A 25,088-nucleotide genomic window follows, 5' to 3' on the forward strand; every position below is an offset into this window, starting at 1 on the left:
TCCTTTCCTTCTATTCTTTTACATAAACCCTACTTTTTTGACATGATCCATCATCAGTTTCACTTTTTGACCGTCCAGCCTGGACCACTCAAACCCCAGCGCCTGCAAAATACCGTCAGTCTTCTTGTTCATCGTCATGAACAACGTTTTGCTTGCTCCCTCAAAGAAGACATTGGAATGAACAAGAATCCGGGCAACCTCCTGCTCTGTCTCTGGTTCATCGTATTTTTCAAACATGTATTCGGTAAAATCCTCCACTGGCATTGGCTTTACATTTATATCGGCCTGCTTCAAAAGCTTGGCAAAAGCTATCATGCTAACCTGATGGCTGTTAAACAGATGATAGGTTTCGTTGATTAAATTTTTCCGGTCGAACAGAAGTACAACTGCCTTGGCCACCTCATCCACAAAGGAGAAGTTCATGGTTTTATCTTGAATTGCGGGGACCCGGCCAAGTGTGATCATCGACTTTACCAATGAATAAAATGCATTATCCGAGATATTTTCTTGGAAGATCCCTGAATTGGAATCAAACACGAGATTCCCGACTCTGAACACATTGGAATCAAGCCCTTGTTGCCTTGCTTTAACAATCTCTTTCTCGGCTTCGAGCTTTGTCATCACGTAATAGTTATCAGAGCTTTGCTCGACATTGCAGTCATATTCAGTGAACATGATGCTGCTCTGGTCTTCTATCCAGCCGCTACCTACGCTGGTGGTGGAAACGAAATTGTAGGTCTTTTTCTTCCCTGTGCCAGCAAATTTGATCAGTCTTTCGTTCCCTTCCACATTGACCGCCTGAAATTCCGAGTAATGCCCAAAATGCTTCACATTTGCCGCCGAGTTAATGATCGCATCAATGCTTCCGGCCAAATCCTCATAGCGCTCCCGACTCAGTCCAAAGCAGTCCTCGGTTAAATCTCCGCAGAACACGCACACCCTGTCTTTCCAGACATTATGTCCATCAAGCTCAAGGCCAAAATGGAACTTCAGCTTCTCCCACAGTCTTTCCAGCGCCTCTTCGTCATTCGTTCCCCGAACAGGTACATACACCTTATATTCCGTATTTTGCAGCAGTTGAAACAAAATATGGATTCCCAGATACCCTGTTCCTCCTACCAGCAGAACATTACGGTAGTCAGCCCGTTCAGAAAGATCGATATTTTCATAACCCTGATTTTTCTTCCAGTATTCTTTGAGACTCTCGCGCATTTTCCAGACAACACCAGGTACGCCGTTTTCCCCGGAAGCTGCCGCTTCCCGTAAGGCGTACACGAATTGTTTTAATCTGTCTTTGGAATACTTAATGTTATCCGCCAAGGCCCGAATCGTCGGATATTGAAAGATGTCGTTAATGCCCACTTCAAAATCCAGCGCCAGCCTCGAAACCACCTGAATCGCCTTGATCGAATTGCCGCCCAGTCTAAAGAAATGCTCATCAATTCCGATCGATTCTATGCCGAGAATCTCCTGCCATACCTTCTGGATTTTCAAATCAACGTCATTTCTTGGGCTGCTGACTGTGTAGTCGCTTCCCTGCCATTCAGGCTCGGGTAATGCCTTCCTGTCCATTTTTCCGCTCGGAGTCATCGGCATGTCATCCAGCTGCATAAAGCTGGACGGCACCATATAATCAGGTAGCTCCTGCATAAGCTGTTCCCGCAGCTCCTCTGCTCCCGGTTCTCCCTCTGCTGTAAAATACGCCGCCAGATACTTCTCCCCTTGCTTGTCTTCCCTCGCGATCACCGCTACCTCCCGGACAAGCGGATGCTTCATTAGCTGCGCTTCGATTTCCCCCAGCTCAATGCGGAAGCCCCGAATTTTCACCTGATCGTCGATTCTTCCCAAAAATTCGATATTCCCGTCCGGCAGCCAGCGCACCAGATCGCCTGTGCGGTACAGCTTCTCTCCACCCTCGTAAGGATTCGCTACAAATTTCTCCGCCGTCAGCTCCGGTCGGTGCAGATACCCCCTGGCCAATCCGTCTCCCGCAATGCACATTTCTCCGGCTGCTCCCAGCGGCAACAGCTTTTGGTTTCTGTCCATAATATAAATCCGCGTATTGGCAATCGGTTTACCAATTGGCACCGAGGCATATCCCATATCCTCTTCCCGGTACGTCCACGCGGTTGCAATTACGCTCGATTCGCTCGGACCATAGGCGTTCATATACTCCACGCTGTCCTTCCACCGCGTCACCAGCTCTTTGGTAATCGCTGATCCACCCGTCACCAGTTTTTTCAGCGTCGGCAGCCTGTCCGGCTCAATCCCTGCCAGATAAGTAGGAGGCAGCAGCGCAATCGTAATTTGGTTTTCGTTCATGAAGCGTGCAAATTCATTCAGATTATTAATAATATCCCGCGAAACCAGATACAGCGTTCCGCCTCCCAGCAAAATCGTGAACATTTCCCAGACCGAGGCATCAAACGAGCTGCTGGCAAATTGCAGCATCCGGTCCGATCCGTCCACGCCCCATTGTTCCTGGAAGAAATACTGGAGGTTAATGATTCCCCGGTGTTCTACCATGACCCCTTTGGGTTTCCCCGTGGAACCCGAGGTATAGATGATATAAGACAAATCCTCCGGCTTGTTAACAGGCTCTGGATTGGCACTGCCGTCCGGTTCTATATGTCTTAGGCTTTCGCCATCCAAGTCCATGATTACCCCGTGATAGGTGAGCTTGTCCCGGAGATGCTTTTGCGTCAGTACAATGGACGCACTGCTGTCCTCCAGCATGTAGTGAATCCGTTCCTCCGGATAATTCGGATCTATCGGCAGGTAGGCTCCGCCCGCTTTGAGTGTTCCCAGGATGCCTATGACCATTTCCATGGAACGCTCCGCCATGATGGCGACGATATCATCCGGCTTCACTCCATGCTCTCTCAAGATTGTAGCCAGCCGATTCGCCTGCTCGTTCAGCTCCCGGTAGGTCAGCGTTTGCTCTCCCCAGACCAAAGCCGGATGATCTGCTCTTTGCTCCGCTCGTTCCTCAAACAGTCCCTGAATCGTGTGATCCTTTAGATATTCCGCCTCCGTATGGTTAAAACCGCGAACTAGCGTACCCCTTTCTTCCTCTGGCACGATTTCGATATCTTCGATCCTCATCTTTGGATAACGGATGATTTCACAGATGATCATTTTAATCTGCCCGGCTACCCGCTCCATAAAGCCTCTGTCATAGGCCAAGCTATTGTAGCGGAATTTAATCTGCAAATCGTTCTCAGGCACAACAATGAAATTAAAATCAAAATTTGTCTGTTCGGAGACCTTTGTGGACAGAATCCTCAAATCTGTTCCGTGGTCGCCCTGTCCTTTGACAGCTTCCTCTATCGGATAGTTTTCAAAGGCTAGCAGGTTTTGCACCAATCCGCCTCCATGGGCAGTTCGCGACTGAATTTCCGCCAGCGGATAATAGTGATGCCGCTCCGATGCCCATGCCTCCTGCTGCAGTTTGGCAACCAGGTCTGAAAAGCTTTCTTCCTTCTCTGCCCGAACTCTGACAGGAATCGTATTGATAAACAGCCCTACCATCTGTTCAACGCCTTGAATTTCTGCCGGTCTTCCCGAGACAACCGTTCCGAACACCACATCCTGGGTATTGTTATACCGTTGCAGCAGGATTCCCCATACGGCCTGTATCACCGTACTTAACGTGGCGCCGTTTTCTCTTGCGATCCTCTCCAAACTCGCCTTCATTTCCTTATTTATCGTAAAATCGTATTCCTCCTGAATGTATCCTGGATTAGCTATACCACTTTTGATTTTAGGCAGCAGCGCTGGCTGTTCGTACTCTGTCAGATAATTCTCCCAGTAAGCCCCCGTCTCCCGGTCATCCCTTTGCTCCAGCCACTGGATATATTGATGATAAGGATACACTGTCCCTAATTGCGGTATGCTTCCTTTATGAAGCGCACTGTAAATTTCCAGCAGCTCTTTAAATACAATGCCAAGACACCATCCATCCATAATGATATGATGAAAACTCAAAATGAAACGATAGCTGTGGGCATTCATTCTAACCAAGGCAAATCTGATCAGTGGCTCCCGGGTAAGGTCAAAGCCCTTTTCTCTATCCTTGTCCAAATAGGCTTGGAGATGGTTTTCTTTCTCTTCCTCTGTTAAGAAGGAAATATACTCGAAAAACATTTCAGCCGGTCTATCCTTTAAAACGACCTGAACCGGTTTTTCCACCTTTTCATAAACAAAGGCGGTCCGCAAAATATCGTGTCTTTGAATCACCTGCTGGAAAGCACGCTCAAACAAGCTCCTATCGATATCACCCTCCAGACTGATCACGGCTTGTTCAAAATACGCGTGCGAGTTTTGCTCCCTGAGGAAGTGATAGAGCATTCCCGACTGCATAGGGGTCAATGTATAAATGTCTGTGATATTGGGCTTAGAGTCCCCCATCGCGCGGTATACCTCTTCTACCTCCGCCGTCGTAATGTTGCTGGAACTTACATCACTGGCTGTCAGTTCCGTATATTCCTGTGATGCGCAATGCTCGATAATTTGCTCCAGATTTCGCTTAAAGCCTTCCGCCACTGTGATCAGCGTGGCCTTTTCATATTCGTGCTTGTGATAGGTGAAACTCAACCGTAGTTTTCCATCAGTCACCCTTCCGTTAATGTCCAAGCAGTAAGGTCTTTGCATGTCGGGTGAAACCGTCTCATCGGTAAGAACATCGGAGATGGTAAATATGTCGGTATCGATATCCTGGTCAAACTGCCCCAGGTAGTTAAAGCTGATCTCAGGGTGCAAATTAAACCTTAAGATTTCCTCGTCCCGAGGGAACGTCTGGTATTTTAAAATGCCGTAGCCGATGCCTTTTTGCGGAATGCGCCGTAGGCTTTCTTTGACGGCTTTAAGCCGGGAAGACACGTTCTTGACGCCTTCCATATCCAAAATCACAGGGTACTGGGCGGTAAACCAGCCTACGGTTCTGCTGATATCCATATCCTGAATGATTTCTTCGCGTCCGTGTCCTTCCAGGTTAACAAGCACCTTATCTTCTCCTGTCCATTCCCGAATAGCCTCTCCCAATGCCGTCAAAAGAACATCGTTGATTTCAGTATTGTAAGCCTTATTCACTTCTCTAAGCAGCTTGGCGGTTTGGAATTCATCCAGCACGATTTCGATATGATCGCTATCCATATATGTTCTGCCATGAACGGAATGATCCTTGGGAATTGGCTTGATTTCATTCTGCTCCAGCTCGGACCAGTACGTGATTTCTTGCAGAAGCTCCCCGCTGCTGGCATACGTATAAAGTTGTTCAGACCATGCCAGGAAAGAGTCCGTTTTCCCTCTGAATGTGACTTCTTCCCCCTGCTCCGCCTGTCGGTATCCTGTAGAAATATCCTCAAAAAGAATCCGCCAAGAAATCCCGTCAACCACCAGGTGGTGAATACTTACGCACAGATAGTCACCGTCTTTCGTTTTGAACAAGCCCGCTTGCATCAGAGGTCCACATTCTAAATCCATGCGGGACTGAAGCTGGGCGGCTTCTTCCTTTACGGAGCTATCATATATATCATCATTTGTAAGATCCTTTACCTCCAGCGAGTATAGCTCACCTTCCATGCCTCGGTTGAACAGAACCACCTGTCCCGCCTTCTCACGCATTACAATACGCAAAGCATCATGGTGTTCCACCAAACGATCGAACACTTTTCTTAACATCCTTTCGTCAAACCCCTGTTTCCTATGTAACAGAACGGACTGGTTGAAGTGATGTTTTGCTGCAAAAGGCTGCTCAAAAAACCAGCTTTGGATGGGCGTGAGCATGATTTCCCCTGTTACCATTCCTTGAAAAGCAGTATGTTCGACAGATTGTACATAGGCACTCAATTGTTCAATCACAGGATGGTCAAAAAGTTCCTTCAGTTGCAGCTTTAGCTTATAATCGTGAAGCTTGGACACGATCTGGATGGCTTTAATAGAATCTCCCCCCAGATTCAGAAAGTGATCCTTAATGCCTACCCGTTCGACTTTCAGGACTTTTCCCCATATTTCAGCCAATATTTCCTCTATTTTGTCTCTCGGTGCCACATATTCCTCCGTTGCATTCACGCTCAGATCGGGCTCGGGCAATGCCTTCCTGTCCATTTTTCCGCTCGGAGTCATCGGCATGTCATCCAGCTGCATAAAGCTGGACGGCACCATATAATCAGGCAGCTCCTGCATAAGCTGTTCCCGCAGCTCCTCTGCTCCCGGCTCGCCCTCTGCTGTAAAATACGCCGCCAGATACTTCTCCCCTTGCTCGTCTTCCCTCGCGATCACCGCTACCTCCCGGACAAGCGGATGCTTCATTAGCTGCGCTTCGATTTCCCCCAGCTCAATGCGGAAGCCCCGAATTTTCACCTGATCGTCGATTCTTCCCAAAAATTCGATATTCCCGTCCGGCAGCCAGCGCACCAGATCGCCTGTGCGGTACAGCTTCTCTCCACCCTCGTAAGGATTCGCTACAAATTTCTCCGCCGTCAGCTCCGGTCGGTGCAGATACCCCCTGGCCAATCCGTCTCCCGCAATGCACATTTCCCCGGCTGCTCCCAGCGGCAGCAGCTTTTGGTTCCTGTCCATAATATAAATCCGCGTATTGGCAATCGGTTTACCAATTGGCACCGAGGCATATCCCATATCCTCTTCCCGGTACGTCCACGCGGTTGCAATTACGCTCGATTCGCTCGGACCATAGGCGTTCATATACTCCACGCTGTCCTTCCACCGCGTCACCAGCTCTTTGGTAATCGCTGATCCACCCGTCACCAGTTTTTTCAGCGTCGGCAGCCTGTCCGGCTCAATCCCTGCCAGATAAGTAGGAGGCAGCAGCGCAATCGTAATTTGGTTTTCGTTCATGAAGCGTGCAAATTCATTCAGATTATTAATAATATCCCGCGAAACCAGATACAGCGTTCCGCCTCCCAGCAAAATCGTGAACATTTCCCAGACCGAGGCATCAAACGAGCTGCTGGCAAATTGCAGCATCCGGTCCGATCCGTCCACGCCCCATTGTTCCTGGAAGAAATGCTGGAGGTTAATGATTCCCCGGTGTTCTACCATGACCCCTTTGGGTTTCCCCGTGGAACCCGAGGTATAGATGATATAAGACAAATCCTCCGGCTTGTTAACAGGCTCTGGATTGGCACTGCCGTCCGGTTCTATATGTCTTAGGCTTTCGCCATCCAAGTCCATGATTGCCCCGTGATAGGTGAGCTTGTCCCGGAGATGCTTTTGCGTCAGTACAATGGACGCACTGCTGTCCTCCAGCATGTAGTGAATCCGTTCCTCCGGATAATTCGGATCTATCGGCAGGTAGGCTCCGCCCGCTTTGAGTGTTCCCAGGATGCCTATGACCATTTCCATGGAACGCTCCGCCATGATGGCGACGATATCATCCGGCTTCACTCCATGCTCTCTTAAGATTGTAGCCAGCCGATTGGCCTGCTCGTTCAGCTCCCGGTAGGTCAGCGTTTGCTCTCCCCAGACCAAAGCCGGATGATCTGCTCTTTGTTCCGCTCGTTCCTCAAACAGTCCCTGAATCGTGTGATCCTTTGGATATTCCGCCTCCGTATGGTTAAAACCGCGAACTAGCGTACCCCTTTCTTCCTCTGGCACGATTTCGATTTGCGAAATAAGAGTTTCACTTTGCTCCATGACTTGAGCAAATAAATATTCAAAGTGGGAGATAACGTTATCAATGGAGATGAATCTTTCAAAAGCCTGTATCTGATAGTCAAAATTAACGGCTACATCCGCTTCACCTTCTTGTCCCCATATCAGGAGATTGAGTGCATTTCTTTCATGATGATGCGGCATACTTACAATCCGGCTTGCTGCGCCGATCAATGCTTCTCTCGTTTCCTGTTCTTCGAAAGAAAGCGATATATCAAACAGTTTTCCTTTCTCATTGCTGTTCTCGTAAACCGCCCGGTAAATTTCACCGAAAGACATTTTCTGATGACGATAGCATTGCATAAGCTCACGTTTGATGCTCTTAATCAGTTCTTTGAAGCTTATATCTTTCTCGGGGCTGATCCGCAGCGGCAGCACGTTGGCGAAATGTCCCATCGTCTGCTTATATTTCGCTTTGCTCCGATTAAAAACCGGGACGCCGATCACCATTTCGTTCCGATTGCAAATCTTGCTGAAATACAGGAACAGTATGCCTAAAAAATAGTGGAACGACGAGCATCCTTCCTCTTTGCAAAATTCAATCATTTGATTGTATAACGCCTTGTTTATAGTTAAGGTTCGCCGATCACTCCAAACGGAATCGCCGTCACCATCATCGACATCCATGCCTCTGCTCAACAGAGGCTCGGGAATGGTCAGGTATTTGTTCTGCCAGAACGCCCTGTCTTTTAAAAAGGCCGGAGAATTCAGATAATTCTGATTATCGGAAATAAAATCAGCATAGGAATAGACCGTTCTGTTCATTTCGCCAATTCCTTGCACCAATTTATTGTAATTGTCAAACATTTGACTGATTAAGAGAGCAAATCCCCATCCGTCGATCACCAAATGATGAACTTTAAGTAAAATGAAGTATGTGTTCGGGGCACCTTTCAACAAAACAAATTGAAAATAGAAGTCCTCTGGTTGAAAAGGTTTTAAAAACTCATTTTTCATCCAGTTAATGCAAAAAGAGTTTGGATTTTCCTTTACTGAAAAATCATGAAACGCAACTTCATAGTCAGCTTCCGGCAAAAATGTTAAATAAGGCTCTCCCTTTTTATCAATAAAACGGGTACTCAGAGAATCATTCTGTGTGATTAATAACTGCATGGACTGCCTAATGATAGCTGTATTCAGGTTTCCTTTAACCTCAACATACCCACCGATATTGTAAATAGGCTTTCCAGGGTACATGCACTGTTCGAACCATATATCTTTCTGATAGGAACTTAACGGATACTCCTTGAAACTTACTACGCTCGTTTGCATAAAATCCCCTCCGTTTGTTAATCATTTCATGCGTTCTACTCCATATTCCAAAAAATCATTTCCACTACAAATAAAAGAAGCCTGTTCCCATAGAAAAAACACAGGAACAGACAGCAGACTTCGCCCGGTTTCCTTCGGCAACCTGGCAATCATGGCTGTTTAATCCAGCTTTAGACCCATGGCTTTGTGTCCACCACTTTCGAGGTGTTTACGATTAACGGGAATTACTTTCGTATATTTTTTTACATCTTTTGAGTATGCTCTTATGCTTCTTCCTCCTACATTCGGTAGGATCTGACCTTGGGTTCTCAAAACATTTATTTTGACATAGTTTCACAATACGTTGTTAGCTGCCGATTAAAATACTTCAGCAAGCCACTAAATTTCTGTCATCCGACAACTCCAGTTCATTTTACTTAGTGAGTGTAGTTGGACTGATTAAGAACAAGTAAGCTTACTGTGGAGAATATATCCAGGGTCTAGTCACAAAGCGTAGCACCCCAAAGAAAAGAATGTCCTTGTCCTTGCAAGAAATGTCGCGCCTGTGAACAAAGCATTAATGTCAACCAAGCGTCAAGGAGCGTACATGGGCAATATCGCCCTGGTCATAGAAATGTTAGACAGCGTACAGGCGAAGTTCATTTTCCAACGAAATATTCCAGTGTTTTTGCCACGATTACTTCGATCTCAGCACCTGGTTGGAAACATGGCTGACCATCTCAATTTCACCGGCTGTCAAGGTAAACTGCATCGCCTTCACATTTTCCTCAGCATGATGTACTTTTGAAGCCCCAGGTATCGCAAATACGTTCTCTCCGTGAGCGTTAATCAGCCAATTCAGAGCAATCTGCGTTGGCGACACGTTATATTGTTGAGCCAGCTGTTCCAATGTTTCAATCAGCGGCTTCGATCTCCGCAGCCCCGAATCCCGGAATGCCGCCGTCCACTTGCGCGGACCCTTGATCGACTTGACTAGAGAAGGATTTTTATGGAATTTCCCACTTAAGATCCCCTGCATTAACGGAGAGTATGCGATGATCGCCACACCAAGCTCTTTAGCCGTGTCCAGAATTCCGTTCTGTTCGATTCTCCGGTCGAGCAGGCTGTATTTCACTTGATTCGAAACTAGGCGAAGGCCGTGCTCACGCAGCACACGATCGGCTTCACGTATTTGTTGCGCGGAAAAGTTGCTTACGCCCACATATTTAATCTTTCCCTGCCCAACCAGTTTAGCCATCGCATTCATCACGGCGCCAACCGAAGCAAAGGAGTAAGGCGAATGCACCTGATAGAGGTGAATCGTCCGTTGATCCAAATGGCGAATACGTTCATCAATCGTTGCAGTGATACTACCTGCGGTCCGAAAGGCCGGCCACCACTTCGTAGCGATATTCGCCTGTTCCGCGAGCGGTCCTCCGATCTCATTCAGCGTGCCGGCCAGTAGCTGTTCAGACTGTCCGCCACCGTATGCTTCAGCGGTATCAAACCAATTAATTCCACCTTCTAAACTGGTCTGTACGATTTGCCGTATATCCTCCCGCCGCAGCACTGGCCAGAATTTCCCGACTATCCCTTTTCCATTGCTGAATTGCCAACACCCAAGCCCCAGCGGTGACAGCTTTAAATCCGAGTTGCCCAGCTTACGTAATTGCAGTGAGCCTGCCACATTTGCCGTTTTCACTTCCACGATCCTTCCATCATCTCCCGTAAAAAATTTTCATGTGAAACGATTGCGTTCACGTTTTAAAGCACAAACATAACTTTTCTTCCTGGTTTGCACAGTCCGCCATGGGAAGTTTTTTGAACGCTATGCATAAAGTCTGCTTTATAAACTACTTAAAAAAAATACTTTTGCATAACCCTTATTTGTTTTATCGGTTGGAAGCTTACAAATGTTTAATAAAATGTTATACAAGCATCTCTTATGGGGAATTTTGGGGTGCGAAACATAAAAAAGATGACTCCTGATGAACTCAGAAATCATCTGATGACAGCTAGAAAAGGCCTTCTTTTTCAATCTGCCGAAAATCATACCCTGTGCAAGTATCAGTTTTCCTCACGAACGCTAAGTTGCCCTGTACCTGGTTCATTCAGAACAATTCTTGCTTTGACGGTCGATCCATCTTTGCGCTTAAAAGATAGCAGCTGTGTCTGCCCCTTCGTCAACAGAGACTTGAGCATCGTTTCCGTAATCTGCTTACCAGCGTATTCCTTCCAGACGACAAAGCCGCAGCCCTGCTTGTAGTGGCTGCATCCATATCCTTTGCGGCCTTCAATAATGCTCCCGCCGCAATTCGAGCGCGGGCAGCTGCCTAAAGTCTGCCTTTGGCCCGGCGAAGTGCCCAACGGCTCGGCGGACGAAGCTCGCGCTGCCCTCGTGCTTGAGCTACTCCCGACTGAACCCGATGCAGTACGACCTCCTGCACTCGATAGTACTTGCTCCGGTGACGATGCTTCGCCCGAGTTGTTGGTACGTCGTGACGGAGCGCGTGCAGCCCCTTGGGTGGTGATGCTTCCGCTTCCACTTGCTCCTCCACTACGGGTGGCTCCCTTACTACCCGAGCGTTTGCCCCTCGCTTCCTCACCAAAAGCGTTTGCTGGAGCCGGTGGTTGCTGCCTCACCTTGTCAATAATGGATAACGTAAACTTTTTAACGTTATCCATAAACTTTTCCTGGGCAGCTTCTCCCTTGGAAATTTGATGCAGACGGCGTTCCCATTGTCCTGTCATCTCCGGCGAAGCTAGCAGGTCGACCCCCGCGTTGCGGATCAGGTCAATTGCCATTTTCCCCTTATCCGTAACGAGAATCTTTTTGCCTTTCATTTCAATGTAGCCTACCTTCTTCAACCGTTCAATCGTAGCAGCACGTGTCGCAGGCGTACCTAATCCAGCATCCTTCATGACCTCACGTAATTCCTCGTTCTCCATCTGCTTGCCTGCACTCTCCATTGCTTTTAGCAACGTGCCCTCTGTGTAGCTTTTAGGCGGCTGTGTCGCCTTCTCTTTCATCTCGGCGCGAATACAATCCACCGGACGGCCTGCATCAATCTCAAACTTTTTGTCCGTCCATTCGTCTGTTTCCTCTTCTTCCTCTTTCTTCGGTGCTTTGCTCTTCTTGCCTTTATCCTGATCAGCCTTGCTCAGAACTACTTTCCAGCCCAAGGACAGAAGCTCCTTAATGCTTGTTTTGAACAGATGCTTGTCCACTTGGGTCATCACGGTATGCATTTTATATTCGGCAGGCGGGAAGAAATGTGACAGAAACCTGCGGATGATCAGGTCATATACATTTTGTTCCTCCTTGCTGAGCGTTCCCGGTCTTTTCAGTGTTGGCAATATAGCATGGTGATCCTCAACACGGGCTGGATTGCAGACAGCTTTATTCTGTTTATGGACCAAATTGGGGTTCGCTTGCTGTACCAGATCAGCATAAGGACCTGTGCCCAGCATACGAAGCGCCTTATGCATGCCGTCTATATTTTGCTCCGTTACATAGTTGGAATTGGTACGCGGATAGGAAATGACCTTATGCCGCTCATAGAGCGCTTGTGCAACATCCAGCGTTTTTTTAGCTGAATAACTATACTTGGCATTCGCCTCACGTTGAAGCAGTGTCAAATCGTACAGTTTGAAAGGATATTCCTTCGTCTGCTTCGTATCATATTTTGTGATTTCACCTGTTTTTCCGCGAACTGCCGCTGCTATCGCCTCAGCTTCTTCTGGCTTGGTCAGCCGATCTCCTTGCCACGCACCTTTATACTTGGTCTGATCTTGCTTAAACTCTGCCCACACGTCATAAAAGGTTTGAGACTGAAATGCCTCAATTTCCTTTTCACGGTCATGGATCAATGCCAGTACAGGAGTCTGCACCCGTCCGACCGACAACAACGCGTTATGCCGTGTTGTAAAGGCTCTGGAAGCATTCATACCGATCAACCAGTCTGCCTCACTTCGTGCCCGCGCAGCCTGAGTTAGAAATTCAAACTCCGATGCATCTCGCAAGCGTTCAAAGCCTGCCGCAATACTCTCCGCCGTTAAATCTGAGATCCATAGTCGCTTGACCGGCTGACGCAGCTTTAACTGCTGTTGAATCAAGGCAAAAATATATTGCCCCTCTCGCCCCGCATCACAAGCATTCACGATTGCATTACAGCGTTTGGCCAGCTCACCAATTATTTTCAGCTGATCTTTTGTTTTCGGATTCGGTACAATTTTAAACTGCTCGGGGATAATAGGAAGATCTTTAATATTCCAGCGTTTGTACTTGGCATCGTATGCATCCGGCTCAGCGAGACCTAGCAAATGACCGATCGCCCAAGTTACAATGTATTTCTCCCCCTCCAGATAGGTACGGTTATTTTTGGCCCTTGGCTCCATAACAGCCGCAATAGTGCGTCCCATATCCGGTTTTTCAGCAACAATTAACGTCTTCATTCATATTCCATTCCTTCCTGACGGCCTTCTGCTTCCCTTCCCTGACTCACACGTAATAAACGAAAGGTAAATGAAATACAGGCAGGGCCTCATGCAAAAGGAGCCTTCTCCCGGCGAAAGCTCCTTTGTCCATTCCTTGGTCTAGCGCTCCAACAATATACGTGTATTATACCATAGATACCATCATTCTCTCAGGTGATGATTTACGAAACCTTGTAACGATAATAGTTACTGTCATTATCTATAAGGTCTATGTAAAAGAGCTATAAAGAAAGATGATTTAAATGAATTTTCATCTAAAATCACTCCCCACATAACCATACGAGTTATATTCATGTAATTATATATAACATAAAAAACGAATTTTTGATCATTTTCGTAAAATAATTTCATTGTTCAATAAAAAAGCTACACTTCACTCCTGTTTTTATGTTATGATCGCTGTACAAAACAGACCTAGAGATTTGAGATTTTAATTAAGTCATATTATATGACATTAAATTCACAGCGCTTTACATACAATGATAACAAATAATGTTTTAGAAAAATCTCGTAATTCAATGGTTATCTCTCCGCATTTTACAAACCTGAGCACGCTAGTCCTTTAAACGCAACAAAGCCCCATCCGAGGATGGAGCTTTGACTGGACAACTAATATATAACTTATATTTACACCAAAACGGTAGCGCCCATCAGGTATTTATCGACCTCACGTGCGGCTTCCCGACCTTCATTAATGGCCCACACAACAAGGCTTTGCCCGCGGCGCATATCACCAGCAGCAAAAACCTTATCTACATTCGTAACATATTTCCCGTAACGTGCTTTAACGTTGGAACGACGATCCGTTTCCAAACCAATTTGCTCCACAATTGTTTGCTCAGGACCGTCGAATCCAATCGCAATGAGAGCAATCTGTGCCGGGAATACGCGCTCCGTACCCGGAACCGGCTGATAGATTTTACGCCCCGTTTCATCGACAATACGCTGAATTTGAATCGTGTGCAGCTCTTTCAAATTACCGTTCTCATCACCTACAAACTTGGTGGTCATGATAGAGAACTCACGCGGATCTTCCCCGAATATCGCCTTCGCTTCCTGCTGTGCATAATCAAGAGTGTACACATTCGGAAATTGTGGCCAAGGATTGGCAATAGGGTCACGTTCCACAGGAGCTTTGGCATGTGTACCAAATTGTGTAACACTTCGACAACCATGACGCAACGAAGTAGCCACACAGTCCGAACCTGTATCACCACCACCGATTACAATAACATCCTTACCTTGGGAGGACAAATAATTGCCATCTTCCAGATTGGAATCCAGGTAGCTCTTGATGGTACCGTTCAAATAATCCATCGCATAATGAACGCCATTCAAATCGCTACCTTCAATGTTGAATTCTCTCGGCTTTGTGGAACCACCACACAGTACAACCGCATCATACTCAGCAATCAGCTGATCGGTAGGAATATCCTTTCCAATCTCGGTATTCGTAATGAACTGAATGCCTTCCGCCTCCAGCAAATCCACACGACGCTGAACGACCTTTTTGTCCAGCTTCATGGAAGGAATGCCGTACATCAGCAGCCCGCCAATACGATCCGCGCGCTCGTACACAGTTACGCTGTGTCCTGCTTTGTTAAGCTGCGCAGCAGCAGCCAGTCCTGCCGGACCCGAGCCGACAATAGCCACTCGTCTGCCTGTACGCTTCTCCGGCGGATTAGGGACAACCCAGCCTTCCTCAAAGCCTTTTTCGATAATAGCTTCCTCAATCGTCTTGATCGTAACAGATTGCCCGATCAGGCCGACCGTACAGGAACCTTCACATGGCGCAGGACAGACACGCCCAGTAAATTCCGGGAAGTTATTCGTCTTGTGCAACCGATCCAGCGCTTCCTTCCACAAACCACGATATACGAGATTGTTCCATTCCGGAATCAGATTATGAACTGGGCAGCCCAAAGTCGCTCCCATGATGTCCATCCCCGTATGACAATAAGGAGTTCCGCAGTCCATACAACGTGCCCCTTGGGTACGCAGCTCTTCTTCGGACATATGCTTATGGAATTCTTCCCAATCCTTAATACGCTCTGCCGGATCCCGGTCTGTAGGAAGCTGTCGTGTGTATTCCATAAATCCAGTTGGTGTAGACATGTTACGTTCCCCCATCTCTTCGCTTATGAACCCCGTTCATCCATCCGAACTCAAGTCAAATTCGAATTTGTCTGTTTGTATCATGAAAGGGTCTATTCTCGTTGAATTTGATTTATTGTATCACAATACAGCGCAAAAGTAATGAAAACTTATGCAACTTTCTGCATCAACAGCCAAAAGGATTTTTTATATGGTTCATTAATTTTTCAAATGAGCGAGGTCAAATGTACCCCAATCTTACTTTGTCCTCTCGTAAACGACAAAACGGTAGTCGTACGGGTTTCTTTCATCCTTGACACCGGGAGTCTCACTGACTACATTCCAGCCATTCCAATCCAGCTCAGGAAAAGTCGTATCTCCCTCGAAAATCTCATCAATCCTGGTTACGATTAACCGATCAGCATGTGTCCAGAACAGTGAATAAATCTCCGCGCCGCCGATGATCATCAGTTCTTCCTGCGCCGCCAATTGGAGACCTTCTTCCAGAGAATGGATCACTTCTGCGCCCTCCGCCAGATAGCTCTGATCACGGGTCAAAATAACGTTACGCCGCTTGGGCAGGCTTTTTCCGCCAAAGGATTCCCATGTCTTGCGCCCCATGAGTACGGTTTTACCAATCGTCTGCTCCTTAAAGAACGCCATATCTCTCGGCAGGCGCCAAGGAAGGCTGTTATCCCGGCCAATGACGCCGTTTTGTGCCATCGCCCAGATCATCGAAATGCTCATAACTCACAGCTCCCCCAAATCAGATAGCGACTGGCGCCTTGATACCCGGATGATATTCATAGTTCTTGAAAGCAAAGTCCTCGTACGTATAATCAAATATTGAATCCGGTTTACGAAGAATTTTGAGCTGAGGCAACGGATAAGGATCACGCTCCAACTGCGTATGCACTTGTTGCATATGATTTGAATAAATATGCACATCGCCACCGGACCAAATGAATTCGCCCGGCTCCAAACCACACTGCTGTGCAACCATATGCGTAAGCAATGCATAACTGGCGATATTAAAAGGAAGACCAAGGAAGGTATCGACTGAACGCATGGTCAGCATACAGGAAAGCTTCCCTCCGGCCACATAAAACTGGAATACAAAATGGCATGGCGGGAGCTTCATTGAATCGATTTCAGCCACATTCCAAGCACTGACGATATGTCGGCGGGAATCCGGGTTGTTTTTAATCGTTTCAATGACATTCGCAATCTGATCGATATGTTGTCCGTCTGTTGTTTCCCACGCACGCCATTGTGAGCCATACACAGGTCCCAGATTCCCCTGCTCGTCTGCCCATTCGTCCCATATCGTAACCCCGTTCTCTTTGAGATAAGAGATGTTAGTATCTCCCCGTAAAAACCACAATAACTCATGGATGACGGATTTTAAATGTACTCTTTTCGTTGTCACCAAGGGAAAACCCTTGGCCAGATCAAAGCGGAGCTGTCTTCCGAAAACAGAAAGTGTTCCCGTCCCTGTACGGTCCTCTTTTTTCACTCCATTCTCCAATATATCCTCCAGCAGTTCCAAGTAATTGCGCACTTTATTTCTCTCCTTTAAGCATAAATAAACACCGGCATTCATAAAATCCGGACGTAACTGAACGTTAAAACCATTTCACGTTCACGAACAGCATCCGATATTCCAAAGCCAGCAGCGTCAAATTCTATTCTAGAAAAGAGCTGCTATTCTGCACCCATATCTATATTTAGTTTATCATGGACTACACATTATTGACTATCTACTGTGTGAATTTTCATCGTCGTCCTGAAAATCCTAAAATATGAAAAAAAGAGACAAAGAACGCAGATATAGCGCTCCTTGCCTCTCTTTCCATGTATGAAAACCAAAAACGAGATAATGAAAAATGGTATTAGCGACGTGGTGCCAATGCATGGATCGGATGACCAAGCACGACTTCCGCTGCTTCCATAACGATTTCGCCCAATGTAGGATGAGCATGAATAGTCAAGGAGATATCTTCGAGTGTAGCACCCATTTCAATCGCCAGACCCAGCTCAGCAATAAGGTTGGAAGCTTCCAGACCCACGATTTGCGTACCCAGTACCAGACCTGTGTCTGCGTCAGCTACGATTTTAACAAAGCCTTCAGCAGCGTTCAGGGAAACGGCACGACCGTTTGCTCCATAAGAGAACTTGCCAACTTTGACATTGTGGCCTTTTTCTTTGGCTTGTGTCTCAGTGTAGCCTACGCTGGAGCATTCTGGATCTGTGAAAACAACAGCTGGAATACATTTGTAGTCTACTACAGACGGTTCGCCTGCGATCGCTTCAGCAGCCACTTTACCTTCGTAAGAAGCTTTGTGAGCCAGAGCAAGACCAGCAACGATATCGCCGATTGCAAAGATATGAGGAATGCTAGTGCGTCCTTGGTGGTCAACTTTCACCAGTCCACGCTCATCCAGTTCTACACCGATCAGATCTAGACCCAGTTCACCGTCCGTGTTTGGACGACGTCCAACGGTCACAAGCAAGTAATCAGCAGTTACTTCTTTGCTTTCGCCGTTAACGGAGAATTTCACCGTTACGTCTTTATCTGTTTGCTCAGCACTTTCCGCTTTAGCACCAGTGAAGATTTCAATACCGGTTTTCTTCATGCTCTTCGCAACGATCGAAGTCATATCCTTGTCGAAGCCAGGTAGAACGGTATCCATACCTTCAATGATTGTTACTTTGGAACCAAATTTGGAGTACATTTGTCCAAGCTCTGCACCAATGTATCCGCCGCCGATTACGATCAGGCTTTTCGGAATTTCAGGCAGGTTCAACGCTTCTGTAGAAGACAGAATACGTCCGCCAAATGGGAATGGTTTCAATTCGATTGGACGGGAACCAGTTGCGATAATCGCATTTTTAAAACGGTAGCGTGGTGATTCATGTTCGTTGAAAACACGCGCTTCGTTTTCGTTGATGAACATGCACTCACCATTGAAAACTTCTACTTTGTTGCCTTTGAGCAGACCGCTTACGCCGCCAGTCATTTTCTTAACAACACTGTTTTTGAATTCTTGTGTTTTAGCAAAGTCAACTTTTACGTTCTCAGCAGTAATACCAAAAGACTCGCCGTGTTGGGCAGCTTCATATTGATGAGCTGCAGAGATCAAAGCTTTGGAAGGAATACATCCACGGTTCAGACAGACACCGCCCAGCTCTGATTGGTCAACGATTAATACGCTTTGTCCCAATTGTGCAGCACGGATAGCAGCTACATAGCCGCCAGGACCCGCACCGATAACCAATGTGTCAATATCCAGAGAAGCGTCTCCTACTACCATTGATTACACCTCCATAACAAGCAACTCAGGATTAGCGAGCAGCTGTTTGATATAGTTCATGAAGTTTTGAGCAGTAGCACCGTCAATAATACGGTGGTCAAAGCTCAAGGAAAGGGCCATTACAGGAGCGGCAACAATTTCACCGTTTTTCACGACTGCTTTTTCACTGATACGGCCAGTTCCCAAGATCGCAACTTCAGGGAAGTTGATGATTGGAGTAAAGAACATACCGCCTGCGGAACCGATGTTAGAGATAGAAATTGTGCTTCCTCTCATCTCATTGGCAGCCAGTTTACCATCACGACCGCGTACAGCCAGATCACGAATGGAATCAGCAATCATCCAGATGCTCTTACGGTCAGCATCTTTAATTACAGGAACGATTAGACCGTTGTCTGTATCTGTAGCAATACCGATGTTGTAGTATTTTTTGTAGACGATTTCGTTTGCTTCTTCGTCGATCGAGGCATTCAGAGCCGGGAATTGACGGGAAGCTGCAACCAATGCTTTTACGATGAATGGCAGGTATGTTACTTTTGTGCCTTTCTTCTCAGCGATTGGTTTCATACGAGTACGGAAAGCAACCAGCTCGGTTACGTCCACTTCGTCCATAATCGTAACGTGTGGAGCTGTGTAAGCCGATTTAACCATAGCGTTGGAAATCGCTTTGCGGATACCTTTAAACGGTACGCGCTCTTCCTCAGCACGTGGATCTGCTGCTGGTGCGGATGGCGCTGCTGCTTTCGCTTCTTTTTTAGCTGGTTCTTGCGCTTTTGAAGTTTCTTTCGCTGCTGGTGCAGCCGCTTGACCTCCACCATTTTTGAAAGCTTCTACATCTTCTTTAGTGATTTTACCATTTTTGCCGGAGCCACTCACTTGTGCGATGTTTACACCTTGCTCACGTGCAAATTTGCGTACGCTAGGAGTAGCCAGCACGTCTTTGTTTGTTGCAGCAGGAGTTGCAGCTGGTTTTGTGTTAGCTCCGCCTTGTGCAGCATCCTGTTCTTGTTTAGCGGCAGCCGGTGCTTCTTCTTGTTCAGGAAGCTCACCCTCTGCAGCAATTACTGCCACAACTTGACCTACGTTAAAGATGTCTCCGTCTTTGGCAAATACTTCTTGAACCGTACCATTGACTGGACATGGAACTTCAACTACAGCCTTGTCGTTTTGTACTTCCATGATGATATCTTCATCTGTTACTTTGTCGCCGGGCTTGATGTGCATCTTGATGATTTCGCCCTCGTGAAGACCTTCGCCCAGCTCTGGGAATTTATATTCAAATCTAGCTGTACCTGCAGCTCCGCCTTGTGCAGCAACACTTGGCTCAGAGCTAGCAGCTGGTGCTTCCGGTGCTTCTTCTTGTTCAGGAAGTTCACCTTCTGCATCGATTACAGCTACGACTTGACCTATGTTAAAGATGTCTCCGTCTTTGGCAAATACTTCTTGAACCGTACCATTGACCGGACATGGAACTTCAACTACAGCCTTGTCGTTTTGTACTTCCATGATGATATCTTCATCTGTTACTTTGTCGCCGGGCTTGATGTGCATCTTGATGATTTCGCCTTCGTGAAGACCTTCACCCAGCTCCGGGAATTTATATTCAAATTTAGCCACGTTTAAAACCTCCCAAATTTACGGTGTGCTTTAATTAAAATTCCAGTACTTTATTAACCGCATCAATGATACGTGTTGGCGTTGGAAGCCAAGTATCTTCAATTTGAGCAAAAGGATAAACGGTATCTGGACCTGCCACACGCAGAACTGGTGCTTCCAGATGCAGAATTGCTTTTTCGTTAATTTGTGCAATCACTTCAGCAGCTACGCCAGAGCTCTTTTGCGCTTCTTGAACAACGATAGCACGATTTGTTTTTTGAATGGAAGCCACGATTGTATCAATGTCAATTGGGCTAACGGTACGCAGGTCAATAATTTCGACTTTAATACCTTTTGTTTTTTCCAGTTCATCAGCAGCTTTGACAGAAGTGTGTACCATCATACCGTAAGTGATGATTGTAACATCGGAACCTTCACGAACTACGTTCGCTTTACCCAGTTCAACTGTGTAATCATCCTCAGGAACTTCAGCGCGGAATGCATGGTACAAGTTCAAATGCTCCATGAAAAATACTGGATCGTTATCGCGAATAGCCGCGATCATCAGACCTTTTGCATCGTAAGGATTGGAAGGAACAACAACCTTGATACCAGGTGTTTGAGCCAAAAGTCCTTCCAGGGAATCTGTATGCAGCTCAGCCGCTTTAACCCCGCCGCCAAAAGGCGTACGGAATACGATTGGAGAATTGTAGCGTCCACCGGAACGGTAGCGCATACGGGATGCTTGAATTGCCATTTGGTCGAGTGCTTCAAAAATAAAGCCTACGAACTGGATTTCAGCTACAGGGCGGAATCCTTGGACACCCAGACCCACAGCAAGACCCCCGATTGCGGATTCCGCCAACGGAGTATCAAATACACGTTCTTCGCCAAACTCTTTTTGCAGACCTTCTGTTGCGCGGAATACACCGCCTACATGACCTACATCTTCACCGAAAAGCAGGACGTTAGGGTCGCGTTTCAACTCTACGCGCAGTGCGTCACGAATCGCTTCTTTCATGTTCATTTGTGCCATTTGCTTCATTTCCTCCTTAAACATTGACAGATCAGTTTCAGTTCAGGTCCAATTGAAAGACAGACCGGATCGGGATGCCGCCCGGTCTCTCTGATTTATTTCAAGCTCAATTATTTAAAATCAGCTTTTTGTTCTTCCAGATGCTTAGGCGTAGATTCGAACATGCTGTCGATCAGACCGGAAATGGTCATTTTTTCTGTTTTCTCGGCTTTTTTGATCTCTTCGTTCACTTTCGCTTTAGCTTCTTCTTTTACGCGAGCTGTATCTTCTTCAGTCCAAAGACCTTTTTTCTCAAGATATTTCGCAAAACGGGCAATCGGATCTTTCGCATTCCATTCGCCCTCTTCTTCTTTCGAACGATACTTACTTGCATCGTCAGACAGGGAATGCGGGCGGAAACGGTATGTTACCGCTTCAATCAATGTAGCACCTTCGCCGTTACGTCCGCGTTCAGCAGCTTCTTGCACAGCCTTGATAACTGCGAGTACGTCCATTCCATCGATTTTAACGCCTTTGATACCGGCAGCAACGGCTTTGTGAGCGATAGAAAGAGCAGCCGTTTGCTTCGCAAATGGAGTTGTGATTGCGTAGCCATTGTTTTGCACAAAGAAAATAACTGGCAGCTTGTAAACACCAGCATAGTTCAGGCCTTCGTAGAAGTCACCCTCAGAAGATCCGCCGTCACCTGTATATGTAATGGCGACTTGTTTTTGTTTTTTCAGTTTGTATCCCATTGCAATACCCATAGCGTGCAAAATTTGCGCGCCGATGATAATTTGTGGCATCAATACATTAACACCGTCCGGCACTTGGCCGCCGTGTTGATGACCACGGGAATACAGAAATGCTTGATATAATGGCAGGCCATGCCAAACGATTTGCGGAATATCGCGGTAGCCTGGGGCAATAAAGTCTTCTTTTTGGAGTGCATATTCACTACCAATCATTGTTGCTTCCTGTCCAGATACCGGAGCGTAGAAGCCGAGACGTCCTTGACGACCCAAGTTAACGGCACGATCATCCCAAGTACGTGTAAATACCATGCGATACATAATTTCTTTCAACTGATCATCTGTAAGTTCAGGCAATTTATCTTTATTGATAATTTCACCATCCGGAGAAAGCACGGACAGAGCCTCAACTTCCTCTGTGTACACTTCATAAGGAACCTTGCTCATTTTCTTCACCTCAACAAAAAAATTTGAATATCAAGTTCCGCTGTTATAGGATTATTATACACCTGTTATATTGCTTGCGTCAAAGATTTAGTTATTTTTTTTGAGTTCGCCACATTTTGTGTGTGTAACAGGGGTTATTTTTTACTATAACAGCTTAGTACATGATTGAAATTTTAGACATCTATTGCAATCAGGGTAATCTTAACTTATTGTGATCCCGAATGCAAAATCATCCCCCCGAAAGGTGACGAAAAATGACGGATTCCCGGTATTTGAAACGAACCATCCTAAAGGACGAAATAAACAGCCGCTTTCTTGGCGAAACCAGAACACTCCGTATTTATTTACCGCCCGGCTATAATGAAATTTTAAGCTACCCGGTCGTGTACTGTCAGGACGGAGAAGAATTTTTCAATTTTGGCCGTATAGCAACACAGGCAAACCGTCTCATTCTGGACGAGGGCGTTGAGCCTTTCATTATCGTCGGCGTTGAAGTCAACACGAAAATCAGAACTCAGGAGTATGCTCCCTTTGGCAATCGCTTTGAGGCGTACACCACCTGTTTCGCAGAAGAGATTATTCCCTATGTAGAACAGAAATATCCTATAAGAAAAGATGCGTCGTCCCGGATTCTGGCTGGAGATTCACTAGGAGGCAGTGTGTCTCTGCATTTGGCCTTGCTATATCCTCAACTGTTCAATCGTATTATCAGCCTGTCCGGTGCTTACTATGAAGCTTCACAAGAAATTATCGCTCGTGAGCGTGATCTGTCCCAACTGCGGGTGTGGATGACGGTTGGTCTTCAAGAAGATGCGTTTGAGAGCGACACCGGTATTTACAATTTTGTAGAGCTTAACCGCCAATGCGCAGATTTGCTACGCGAACGGAACGCCGATGTTTCCTATCGAGAAAAGGATGGCAAGCATTTATGGGGCTTTTGGCAAAATGAGCTGCCTGACGCGCTAATGTATTTTTTAGATCGCTCCTGAGTGAAGCTTTTCCAAAGCTACAGAGATGACCGGGGATTGAGCATTTGTTGACCAGATTAGGTCGTTATGCTCTTTCCTCTTTTTTCTCCGCATGTTGGATACGCTTTCAAAAATGTAACGAAAAACGGCATTTTTTGCCGTCTTCTGTCGTTCACATTATAGCTTTTCTTCTATGATTTTGTCCAGCAAGGCATTGCAGCCCGCGTCCATTAATCGGTATGTTTCTTCAAAATTTCCGGTAAAATACGGGTCCGGCACCTCTCTCAGCTTTTCTTGTGGCAGCAGGTCCATAAATTTTAAAATGTCAGCCTCCGCTCCGCCCGCGAGTTTGCGCATGTTTCGCTCATTGGAATCATCCATACACACGATATAATCAAACGCTTCAAAATCATGGCTTTTCATCTGTCGCGCCTGTATACCTTGTTCACTAATTCCATGCAGCTTAAGCTGCTTTAGCGTTCCCTCATGCGGGGGATTTCCGATATGCCAGTCTCCTGTTTCTGCCGAGTCTACCCTGATTTTCGCACCTAGTCCTCGTTCCTGCGCTTTATGTCTCAGTACCGCCTCCCCCATTGGGGACCGGCAAATATTACCCAAACACACAAACAAAACATTAATCATTTCGCTCTCCTTCCTATTGCACGTTACAACTTCTTTTTCCTGTTCCATTGTAGCTATGCCCTCCAAAATTGTGCAAGCCATATTTAACGCGTTATACTTAAACTCTGGTAGTACATCTAGACCGCATGACAGACAGAAAGGATGTTCGATATGATTAAGAAGCGCGCCATTGTATTTTCCGGCGGTCATCTTAGCGAAAAAGATCTACAACAAATACAACCCGAAGATTTCATTATAGGTGCAGATAAGGGTGCACTTTTCCTGATTGAGCATGGCATTACACCTGATGTATCTGTAGGAGACTTTGATTCGGTAACCCCTGAGGAAAAGTCGCGGGTTGAAACTGCAAGTAGACGTATGCTTTCGTGCGATCCGGTGCTCAAGGACCTGACAGATACAGAGCTCGCTCTGGAAATTGCCATGAATGAGCAGGCAGAGCATGTGCTTATGCTTGGCGTTACGGGTACCAGGATGGATCATACGCTCGCTAACATTCAAGTATTGGTACGTGCGATGCAGCATCATATAGGCTGTGCCATTATGGACGCCCATAACTATATTGAACTCACTGGATCGACGCTGGAGATTGAGCCCATGGGCTATACATATACGTCGCTCATTCCTATGACTGCCGAAGTAACCGGTATAGAGCTGGATGGATTTATGTATCCATTGCACAATGCCACACTTAAAATGGGACAATCACGCGGAGTCAGCAACCAACTCGTAGCTCCAAAAGGAACGATTTCCATTGAAAGCGGGCTTCTGCTTGTGGTTCAAAGCAAAGATTGATTATGACATTTTTGTAACCTTTTCAAAAGGATTTTTTTCTTTTAAA

Annotated in this window: 13 protein-coding genes and 1 riboswitch; of the genes, 2 read left to right on the forward strand and 11 right to left on the reverse strand. The window is 46.5% G+C overall.

Features of this window, described 5'->3' with window-relative positions; all coding sequences use genetic code 11:
* Positions 1-18 precede the first annotated feature (18 nt).
* From NST83_RS13185 to pdhA, 10 genes are all read right to left on the reverse strand, one after another.
* Positions 19-8,946 (reverse strand): amino acid adenylation domain-containing protein, encoded by an 8,928-nt coding sequence (locus NST83_RS13185; RefSeq protein ID WP_342414542.1) that lies wholly within the window; start codon positions 8,944-8,946, stop codon positions 19-21.
* 133 nt (positions 8,947-9,079) lie between these two features.
* Positions 9,080-9,169, reverse strand: a riboswitch (cyclic di-GMP riboswitch).
* A 453-nt stretch (positions 9,170-9,622) separates the two neighbouring features.
* Complete coding sequence (locus tag NST83_RS13190; protein ID WP_137063861.1) at positions 9,623-10,633, reverse strand: aldo/keto reductase; 1,011 nt, start codon at positions 10,631-10,633, stop codon at positions 9,623-9,625.
* A 359-nt stretch (positions 10,634-10,992) separates the two neighbouring features.
* Positions 10,993-13,380, reverse strand: coding sequence for a DNA topoisomerase 3 (locus tag NST83_RS13195; protein ID WP_342414543.1), 2,388 nt, complete (start codon positions 13,378-13,380; stop codon positions 10,993-10,995).
* 669 nt (positions 13,381-14,049) lie between these two features.
* A complete protein-coding gene (locus NST83_RS13200) occupies positions 14,050-15,537 on the reverse strand; it encodes a glutamate synthase subunit beta (RefSeq protein WP_342414544.1) in 1,488 nt (495 codons plus the stop codon).
* A 237-nt stretch (positions 15,538-15,774) separates the two neighbouring features.
* Positions 15,775-16,263 carry a dihydrofolate reductase gene (locus NST83_RS13205; RefSeq protein WP_137063287.1) on the reverse strand — a complete coding sequence of 163 codons (489 nt, stop codon included), beginning with the start codon at positions 16,261-16,263 and terminating at the stop codon, positions 15,775-15,777.
* A gap of 19 nt (positions 16,264-16,282) precedes the next feature.
* Positions 16,283-17,077 (reverse strand): thymidylate synthase, encoded by a 795-nt coding sequence (gene thyA / locus NST83_RS13210; RefSeq protein ID WP_342414545.1) that lies wholly within the window; start codon positions 17,075-17,077, stop codon positions 16,283-16,285.
* Positions 17,078-17,408: 331 nt separating this feature from the next.
* A complete protein-coding gene (gene lpdA / locus NST83_RS13215; protein ID WP_342414546.1) occupies positions 17,409-18,830 on the reverse strand; it encodes a dihydrolipoyl dehydrogenase in 1,422 nt (473 codons plus the stop codon).
* A 3-nt stretch (positions 18,831-18,833) separates the two neighbouring features.
* A complete protein-coding gene (locus NST83_RS13220) occupies positions 18,834-20,447 on the reverse strand; it encodes a 2-oxo acid dehydrogenase subunit E2 (RefSeq protein WP_342414547.1) in 1,614 nt (537 codons plus the stop codon).
* A 34-nt stretch (positions 20,448-20,481) separates the two neighbouring features.
* Complete coding sequence (locus NST83_RS13225; protein ID WP_342414548.1) at positions 20,482-21,462, reverse strand: alpha-ketoacid dehydrogenase subunit beta; 981 nt, start codon at positions 21,460-21,462, stop codon at positions 20,482-20,484.
* 110 nt (positions 21,463-21,572) lie between these two features.
* Positions 21,573-22,640, reverse strand: a complete 1,068-nt coding sequence (pdhA, locus tag NST83_RS13230; RefSeq protein WP_137063862.1) for a pyruvate dehydrogenase (acetyl-transferring) E1 component subunit alpha — start codon at positions 22,638-22,640, stop codon at positions 21,573-21,575.
* A gap of 254 nt (positions 22,641-22,894) precedes the next feature.
* On the opposite strand from pdhA, the gene NST83_RS13235 reads away from it, so the two are divergent.
* Positions 22,895-23,629 (forward strand): alpha/beta hydrolase-fold protein, encoded by a 735-nt coding sequence (locus NST83_RS13235; RefSeq protein WP_342414549.1) that lies wholly within the window; start codon positions 22,895-22,897, stop codon positions 23,627-23,629.
* A 156-nt stretch (positions 23,630-23,785) separates the two neighbouring features.
* On the opposite strand, the gene NST83_RS13240 is transcribed toward NST83_RS13235, so the two are convergent.
* A complete protein-coding gene (locus NST83_RS13240; RefSeq protein ID WP_342414550.1) occupies positions 23,786-24,250 on the reverse strand; it encodes a low molecular weight protein-tyrosine-phosphatase in 465 nt (154 codons plus the stop codon).
* A 150-nt stretch (positions 24,251-24,400) separates the two neighbouring features.
* On the opposite strand from NST83_RS13240, the gene NST83_RS13245 reads away from it, so the two are divergent.
* Entirely contained in the window at positions 24,401-25,042 is a 642-nt protein-coding gene (locus NST83_RS13245; RefSeq protein ID WP_342414551.1) for a thiamine diphosphokinase, read from the forward strand.
* Positions 25,043-25,088: the final 46 nt, after the last annotated feature.

The organism is Paenibacillus sp. FSL R10-2782, assembly GCF_038592985.1.
GTDB lineage: Bacteria > Bacillota > Bacilli > Paenibacillales > Paenibacillaceae > Paenibacillus > Paenibacillus terrae_C.

What these genes read in the sequence shown, in the direction of transcription:
- NST83_RS13185 (WP_342414542.1), bottom strand. Translation starts at nt 8,946, where the DNA reads ATGCAAACGAGCGTAGTAAGTTTCAAGGAGTATCCGTTAAGTTCCTAT.
- NST83_RS13195 (WP_342414543.1), bottom strand. Translation starts at nt 13,380, where the DNA reads ATGAAGACGTTAATTGTTGCTGAAAAACCGGATATGGGACGCACTATT.
- NST83_RS13200 (WP_342414544.1), bottom strand. Translation starts at nt 15,537, where the DNA reads ATGTCTACACCAACTGGATTTATGGAATACACACGACAGCTTCCTACA.
- NST83_RS13205 (WP_137063287.1), bottom strand. Translation starts at nt 16,263, where the DNA reads ATGAGCATTTCGATGATCTGGGCGATGGCACAAAACGGCGTCATTGGC.
- lpdA (WP_342414546.1), bottom strand. Translation starts at nt 18,830, where the DNA reads ATGGTAGTAGGAGACGCTTCTCTGGATATTGACACATTGGTTATCGGT.
- NST83_RS13225 (WP_342414548.1), bottom strand. Translation starts at nt 21,462, where the DNA reads ATGGCACAAATGAACATGAAAGAAGCGATTCGTGACGCACTGCGCGTA.
- pdhA (WP_137063862.1), bottom strand. Translation starts at nt 22,640, where the DNA reads ATGAGCAAGGTTCCTTATGAAGTGTACACAGAGGAAGTTGAGGCTCTG.
- NST83_RS13235 (WP_342414549.1), top strand. Translation starts at nt 22,895, where the DNA reads ATGACGGATTCCCGGTATTTGAAACGAACCATCCTAAAGGACGAAATA.
- NST83_RS13240 (WP_342414550.1), bottom strand. Translation starts at nt 24,250, where the DNA reads ATGATTAATGTTTTGTTTGTGTGTTTGGGTAATATTTGCCGGTCCCCA.
- NST83_RS13245 (WP_342414551.1), top strand. Translation starts at nt 24,401, where the DNA reads ATGATTAAGAAGCGCGCCATTGTATTTTCCGGCGGTCATCTTAGCGAA.